2 protein-coding genes and 1 pseudogene (1 of these 3 only partly in view) are annotated in these 6,529 nt (G+C 35.0%); all 3 read left to right on the plus strand.

Annotation, left to right across the window (positions count from 1 at the left end; genetic code table 11):
• Window positions 1-19 (plus strand): annotated as a pseudogene (locus EKQ63_RS29045) (IS4 family transposase) (its annotated part extends 287 nt beyond the left edge of the window); the annotation flags it as partial.
• 684 nt (window positions 20-703) lie between these two features.
• Window positions 704-1,957 (plus strand): MFS transporter, encoded by a 1,254-nt coding sequence (locus EKQ63_RS29050; RefSeq protein ID WP_087952630.1) that lies wholly within the window; start codon window positions 704-706, stop codon window positions 1,955-1,957.
• Window positions 1,958-1,970: 13 nt separating this feature from the next.
• Window positions 1,971-6,527 carry a non-ribosomal peptide synthetase gene (locus EKQ63_RS29055; protein ID WP_143881733.1) on the plus strand — a complete coding sequence of 1,519 codons (4,557 nt, stop codon included), beginning with the start codon at window positions 1,971-1,973 and terminating at the stop codon, window positions 6,525-6,527.
• Window positions 6,528-6,529: the final 2 nt, after the last annotated feature.

The following is a 6,529-nucleotide window of genomic DNA, read 5'->3' on the forward strand; positions in this document are numbered from 1 at the left end:
TGATAATCAAGCGGCTTAATTCAAAAAATGAAACCCGTCAGGGTTTATTTCGTATGCAAATCTTTAAATTCCCTACATGTATCCTCTAGAAAAAAAGAAATAACCTCTACAATTTGAATAGAAAATATGTAGGATAGGGAAAGGTACATATACTTTAATGTATATGTACCTTTTTATTTAGTAGGATTTATAGTCTCTATTAACTATTATGTTAATAAAATTAAAAAGCTTAATTCTTAATATCCTTATGGTTAAAGCTATCTATAAAATGAAAATATAACTAAATAATAGTTTGTTATGATTTGTGGATTTTGTTTTTTATCCGAATTTTCTGATTCAAATATTTCAACTTTATGAATATAGTAGGTGAAATATTTGTGTGATAGTATTTGAGATAGAAAAAAGCCAACTTTAAAAAGGATGTGAATTGAATGTGCAAACGACTGTAAAGGATTATATTAAGGCAACGTTTAGCTGTTATTAGTGTGAGGAAAAGGTCTATTTTGTAACAGTTGATATAAAAATGAAGAAATAGGTGCGTTTAAATTTATCTGACTATTTTAAAAATACAAAACCTTGAGGTTAGTCTAGATTTTAACGAAGTTAAATTCTAGGTGAAATATTTATAATGATTAATTAAGTTTAATAAAGGGGTACCTTATACCAAAAGCGTTTATATTAGTAACTTAAGGAGCTTGCTTTTATGAAAACTACCAATTCAAAAGGCCTATTAGGAAATAGGGTTTATTTACAAGTTTTCTCTGCCTATTCATTGCTTATGCTTGGTGTTTTTATTGATATGTTAGCGATTATGACTATAGTTGGGTTTGAATGGGAAGTAGATCCTACTATGATTGGATTGATTCCTGTTGCATATGCACTTCCTGGAATTATTTTTGGCTCATGGGCAGGTGTTATTGCAGATCGTTTTAGAAAAATTCCAATTATGATGTTCTGTAATCTAATGGTTGGTCTAATAACAATTGCTCTTTTATTTGTACAAGATATCCACTGGCTCTTAGTGGCATTAATGATTCGTTCCATTTTTATTGTTTTCTATTATCCTGCACAGCAAACACTAACAAGACAGATTGTATCCCCGGACTTGCTTACTAAAGCAGTAAGTATCAACGGAATAGTAGAGCAGGGTACAAAGATAGTAGGCCCACTTATAGGGGGCATGTTGCTGAGCTGGTTTCAACCAGAGTTCTGCCTCATTATAAGAGCTATAAGTTGTTTATTAGCTACCTTAGTTCTGATACCCACAATAAAATTTAAAGAAACTATATCGAAAGAATTTGTTGAAAAGCAAAAACAAAGTACTTGGACCGCTTGGGTACAAGGGTGGGGTTATGTGTTATCTAATCGGATAATATTATCAACCATGATTTTCGTTACAATAGCCATGGCAGTATTACAATTAGTAGACTCACAATTCCCAACTTTATTTAAGAGCTTATTCCCACATGATAAAAGTAAAATGGGATATATCATTTCTATTATTGGTCTTGGCGGAATACTTGGTGCATTACTAACTCAGAAATTAAAACAATTTCAATATGGCTGGGTAGTATGTGGAGGTATGGTTTTAATGGGAATTGGTTTTGGGGGGATTGGTTTGATAACGCCCGGTACGGTCTTCGTTTTAGCCTATTTAATTAGTTTTATCGCTGGTATCGGAAGTGGGCTGATGCTTGTATCTAATCAAGTCATTTTACAAATAGAATCCGATCAAGATCAAGTAGGAAGAGTATTTGGTATACAAAGCAGTTTAACAAACGCAGTTCTAATTATTTCTCCTGCTATGAGTGGTCCATTAGTGCATTTGTTTGGAGTAACTCAACTCTATGTTTATGGAGGGATTGGGCTTGTTATTATTGGAGTAATTGGAGTTTCACTGCAGAAATATTTATGGGCTAAACATAAACACGAACCTATAAGAGCAAATAATTTTTGAAGGGAAGATTTTTATGACCAATGAGGAATGTTATCCATTAAGCCATCCGCAGCGAAGAATATGGTATACAGAAGTTGTTCATTCTGATAAAGGAATATGTAATTTAAGATTTTTATTTAAACTTCATCGAAAAATGAATTATTCAAAATTAAACCAAGTTGTGAATCGCGTTATCAGTGAAAATGAAGGTCTGTGCATTAGGTTAAAAGAAAATGGGCATCAGGAACCGAAACAATATTTTACTAAACATGAAGAACAAGAATTTGAGTTTTTTGATTTCAGTAATGTGGAGAATACAAATTTGCTTGAGGAATGGATTGAGCAGAAAACAAAAGAAACGTTTACATTATTTAATTCAAATTTATACTATTTCGCTTTAATAAAATTAAACGATAATGAATGTGCAGTCTTTGGAAATGTTCATCATATTATTATGGATGGTTTATCAATTCAAATATTTACTGAGCAGATTGCAAAATATTATTATGACATGCATAACGAGAATGAGGAAGGTGAAATTAAAAATTCATATGTTCAATTTCTGACCAATGAACAAACATATTTGAATAGTAGTCGCTTTCAAAAAGATCAAAAATTTTGGTTAGAGGAATTTAAAACACTGCCATCTGTGACTGGATTGAAGCCTTATAATACGTACCAAGTTAGTACCAAAGCATCACGTGAGACGTTTATATTAACGGAACATTTGAAGAGAAAGATAGAAAAATTTTCTGAATGTTACAAAATTAGTTTGTATACTCTTTTTGTTGCTGCTTTCTCGTTGTCCATGTATCGGTGGACCTCATCGCTTGATATTGGTTTAGGAATGGCTTACGGCAACCGTATGACTAAAATGGAACGAAAATTGATTGGAATGATGGTGAGTACAGTTCCTTTAAGAATGGATATTGATCCAGAAGAAGAAGTACTTTCATTTATTAGTAGGGTGTCCAGAAAACAAAGTAAATCATTGAGACACCAGAAATATCCGTTTGATTTGTTATTAAAGCAGATTAATAAAGAGAATAACAGCAATGTGAGACTTTTCGGAACTACGATTGATTATAGGGATCGTGATGAAAGTGGTGATTCACTATGGATCGCAAACCGTGAAGAGGTACAAGATCTTGCAGTGCATATTGAAAATCTAATTGATATAGACTCCTTACATGTACATATTGATTATCGTGAGGAGCTATTTTCTAAGGAAGAGATAAAACGCTTTTTTAACGTTATGTTAGCGATAATGGAAAACACTTTTGAAAACCCAAAGCAAAAGGTAGCTGAAATCGAAATTATTTCTGATGAAGATAAAAGAAAAAGTATAGTTGAGTTCAACAATCCTAAGCTGGATTTCCCACCTCGGGAAACTCTTCATGAATTGTTCGAACGACAAGCAATGATTTATCCACACGCTATTGCAGTTACGTATGAAAAAGAAAAAGTTACTTATAGGCAACTTAATGAACGTGCAAACCAGTTAGCTCATTATCTGCAGAAAAAGGGAGTAGGACCTGATACTTTAGTTGGACTGTGCGTTGAACGTTCCCTCGAGATGATTGTAGGTATTTTAGGAATTTTGAAGGCTGGTGGGGCTTATGTTCCACTTGATCCAACATATCCAGAGCAGCGACTTCAATATATTTTAGAAGATGCTAGCATTCAGTTATTCGTAACGCAAGAAAGTTTAAAAGAATTGAACTGGTTACCAGAAAATGTTGAGTCGATTTGCCTGGATCGTGATCAAGATGAGATTGGGAAAGAAAGTAAGACTTTGCCGGTTTCTAGTGTCGGTCCCCAAAATCTGGCATATGTGATCTATACTTCGGGATCAACGGGAAATCCAAAAGGCGTTATGATAGAGCATCACAATGTTATACGGTTATTTAAATCGACGGATTGTTGGTATCAGTTTAATGAAAAAGATACTTGGACGCTTTTTCATTCGTATGCATTTGATTTCTCAGTATGGGAAATTTGGGGAGCGTTATTATATGGTGGAAAATTAGTTGTTGTTCCGTACTGGATTAGTCGATCACCTAAGGATTTTTATCAATTATTGGTGGAGGAAGAAGTCACAGTTCTAAATCAGACACCTTCCGCATTCCGCCAATTAATACGAGTGTGTGAACAAGAAGATAAGAATAAAAATTTGCAGCTGCGTTACGTGATATTTGGCGGAGAAGCGTTAGAACCTATTGGCTTGTTACCGTGGTTTCAAAGGTATGGGGAGAAAAAACCACAGTTAATTAATATGTATGGAATTACAGAAACTACAGTTCATGTTACATATTATCCAATTACTCTAGATGATGTGCAGCATGCTTCAAGAAGTAATATTGGAAAGCGGATTCCCGATTTAGAAGTGTATATACTAGACGCTTATCAACAACCTGTTCCTATAGGTGTTGATGGTGAACTTTATATTGGTGGAGCAGGATTGGCACGTGGATATTTAAATAGACCTGAATTAACAGCAGAGCGTTTTATATCTCATCCATTTAGTAGTAATCCAAAAGCAAGATTATACCGGACAGGAGACTTAGCTAGGTATTTGCCAGATGGGAATCTAGATTATCGCGGAAGAATTGATCATCAGGTTAAAATACGTGGTTTCAGAATTGAGATTGGGGAAATTGAGTCTACTTTAAATACATATGCATCTGTAACAGAGGCAGTTGTAATTGTAAGAGAAGATCAGCCGGGCGATAAAAGATTAGTAGCATATGTTGTAGGAGATGGAAATGTAGATGCGTGGAGAGAGTATCTTAAAGCGAAACTACCAAGTTATATGGTTCCTTCGGGATTTGTGGCGATGGAAGCTATTCCACTTACAGCTAACGGTAAAGTTGATCGAGAGGCCTTACCTATGCCAGAGGAAAAGCAGGTTAATAGTGAATGTGTTGGCCCTCGGAATAGTAACGAACAGATACTGACTACCATTTGGAAGCGAGTATTAGGTGTTAAAAAGGTGGGAATCTATGATAATTTCTTTGAAATTGGTGGCGACTCGATTCTCAGTATTCAAATCATATCTCAAGCAAGTCAAGTGGGGTTAAAACTTACTCCAAAGCAAATGTTTGAATGCCCAACTATCGCTGAGCTGGCACAAGTGGCTATAGAAACGCAGGGAGTACAAGCGGAGCAGGGAATTGTGATAGGTGATGTGCCTCTTACTCCAATTCAGTGCTGGTTCTTCGAGCAAGAACAACCACATACAGAGCATTGGAATCAATCAATGCTTTTAAGAGTAAAAGAAAGATTGGATGTGAAGTTACTAGAGGGAGCAATATTAAATTTAATCAAACATCATGATGCTTTACGTTTTCGGTACGAGCAGTTACCAAACGGAACATGGAGGCAGAGAAATGAAGGGACTGATGAGCTGTCAGTACTCCATGTTGTAAAACGGAACAAAGTTAATGAAAAAGAGTGGAATAAAATAATACAAGAAGAGATGAACATTAATCAAGCTAGTTTCAATTTAGTTACTGGTCCGTTAATGAGAGTAGTGTACTTTGAAGATAACTTGACTGGAAATGATCGAATATTCTGGGTGATTCATCATTTAGTAGTAGATGGAGTGTCATGGAGGATTCTATTGGAAGATTTACAGGTGGTATATAATCAGATGAAACAAGGTCAAGAAGTTCGCTTACCTGCGAAAAGTACCTCTTTTAAAGAATGGTCTGAACGACTTCAGACATACAGTGATTCGGGTATTTCAAAAGAAGTACTGGATTATTGGAATGAACAAGTAGAAAAAGAAATAATGACAATTCCAATGGACTATCCAATACAAGAAACAACAGAAGAATCGATTGATCAAGTGACGAGGACTTTAGGGGTAGAAGAAACACAAGCATTGTTACACGAAGTTCCAGTCACTCATAAGACAAGGATTAATGAGGTACTATTGGCGGCATTAGGACAAGCTATCGTCGATTGTACAAATCAGCAAACGGTTTCTATTCATCTAGAAGGACACGGGAGAGAAGAGATGATAGAAGGTATTGATTTATCACGGACAGTGGGCTGGTTCACGAGTATTTATCCTGTTCATCTAAATTTTCAAGGAACTAAAACACCAATTGAAGGCTTAAAGGCTGTCAAAGAACAATTGCGTCGAATTCCGAATCAAGGAGTAGACTATGGTATTTTACGTTACTTGAATAAAGAAATACTACCGTTTCATCAGCAAAAGCCTCCAATAAGCTTTAACTATTTGGGTCAATTTGATCAGGTGTTTTCAAAGGAATCTTTGTTTATGCAAGAGGCAGGGTTTACATTTTTAGATCATGCTCCAGATTCCAAGCCATCTCATCTAATTGATGTTATCGGAATGGTGAAAGATGAAAAGTTACATTTTATTTGGATGTATAGTAGAGAACAGTTTTCTAAATTAAAAATTCAAGTAATAGCAGATGGTATGTTGAGACATCTTTGCCAACTTATAAATAAACCAACAACAGAGTCTGCTTTTACGGTATCAGATTTTGCTGATGCAGAGGATCTTACGGATGAAAGCTTAAGCAAAGTATTACTTAAATTAACAAAGAAGAGGGTGTAAAA

The sequence above is a fragment of the Bacillus sp. BD59S genome (genome assembly GCF_007363175.1).
Lineage (GTDB): Bacteria > Bacillota > Bacilli > Bacillales > Bacillaceae_G > Bacillus_A > Bacillus_A pacificus.

Coding starts and splice junctions, on each gene's coding strand:
- EKQ63_RS29055 (WP_143881733.1), top strand. CDS start 1,971: ATGACCAATGAGGAATGTTATCCATTAAGCCATCCGCAGCGAAGAATA.
- EKQ63_RS29050 (WP_087952630.1), top strand. CDS start 704: ATGAAAACTACCAATTCAAAAGGCCTATTAGGAAATAGGGTTTATTTA.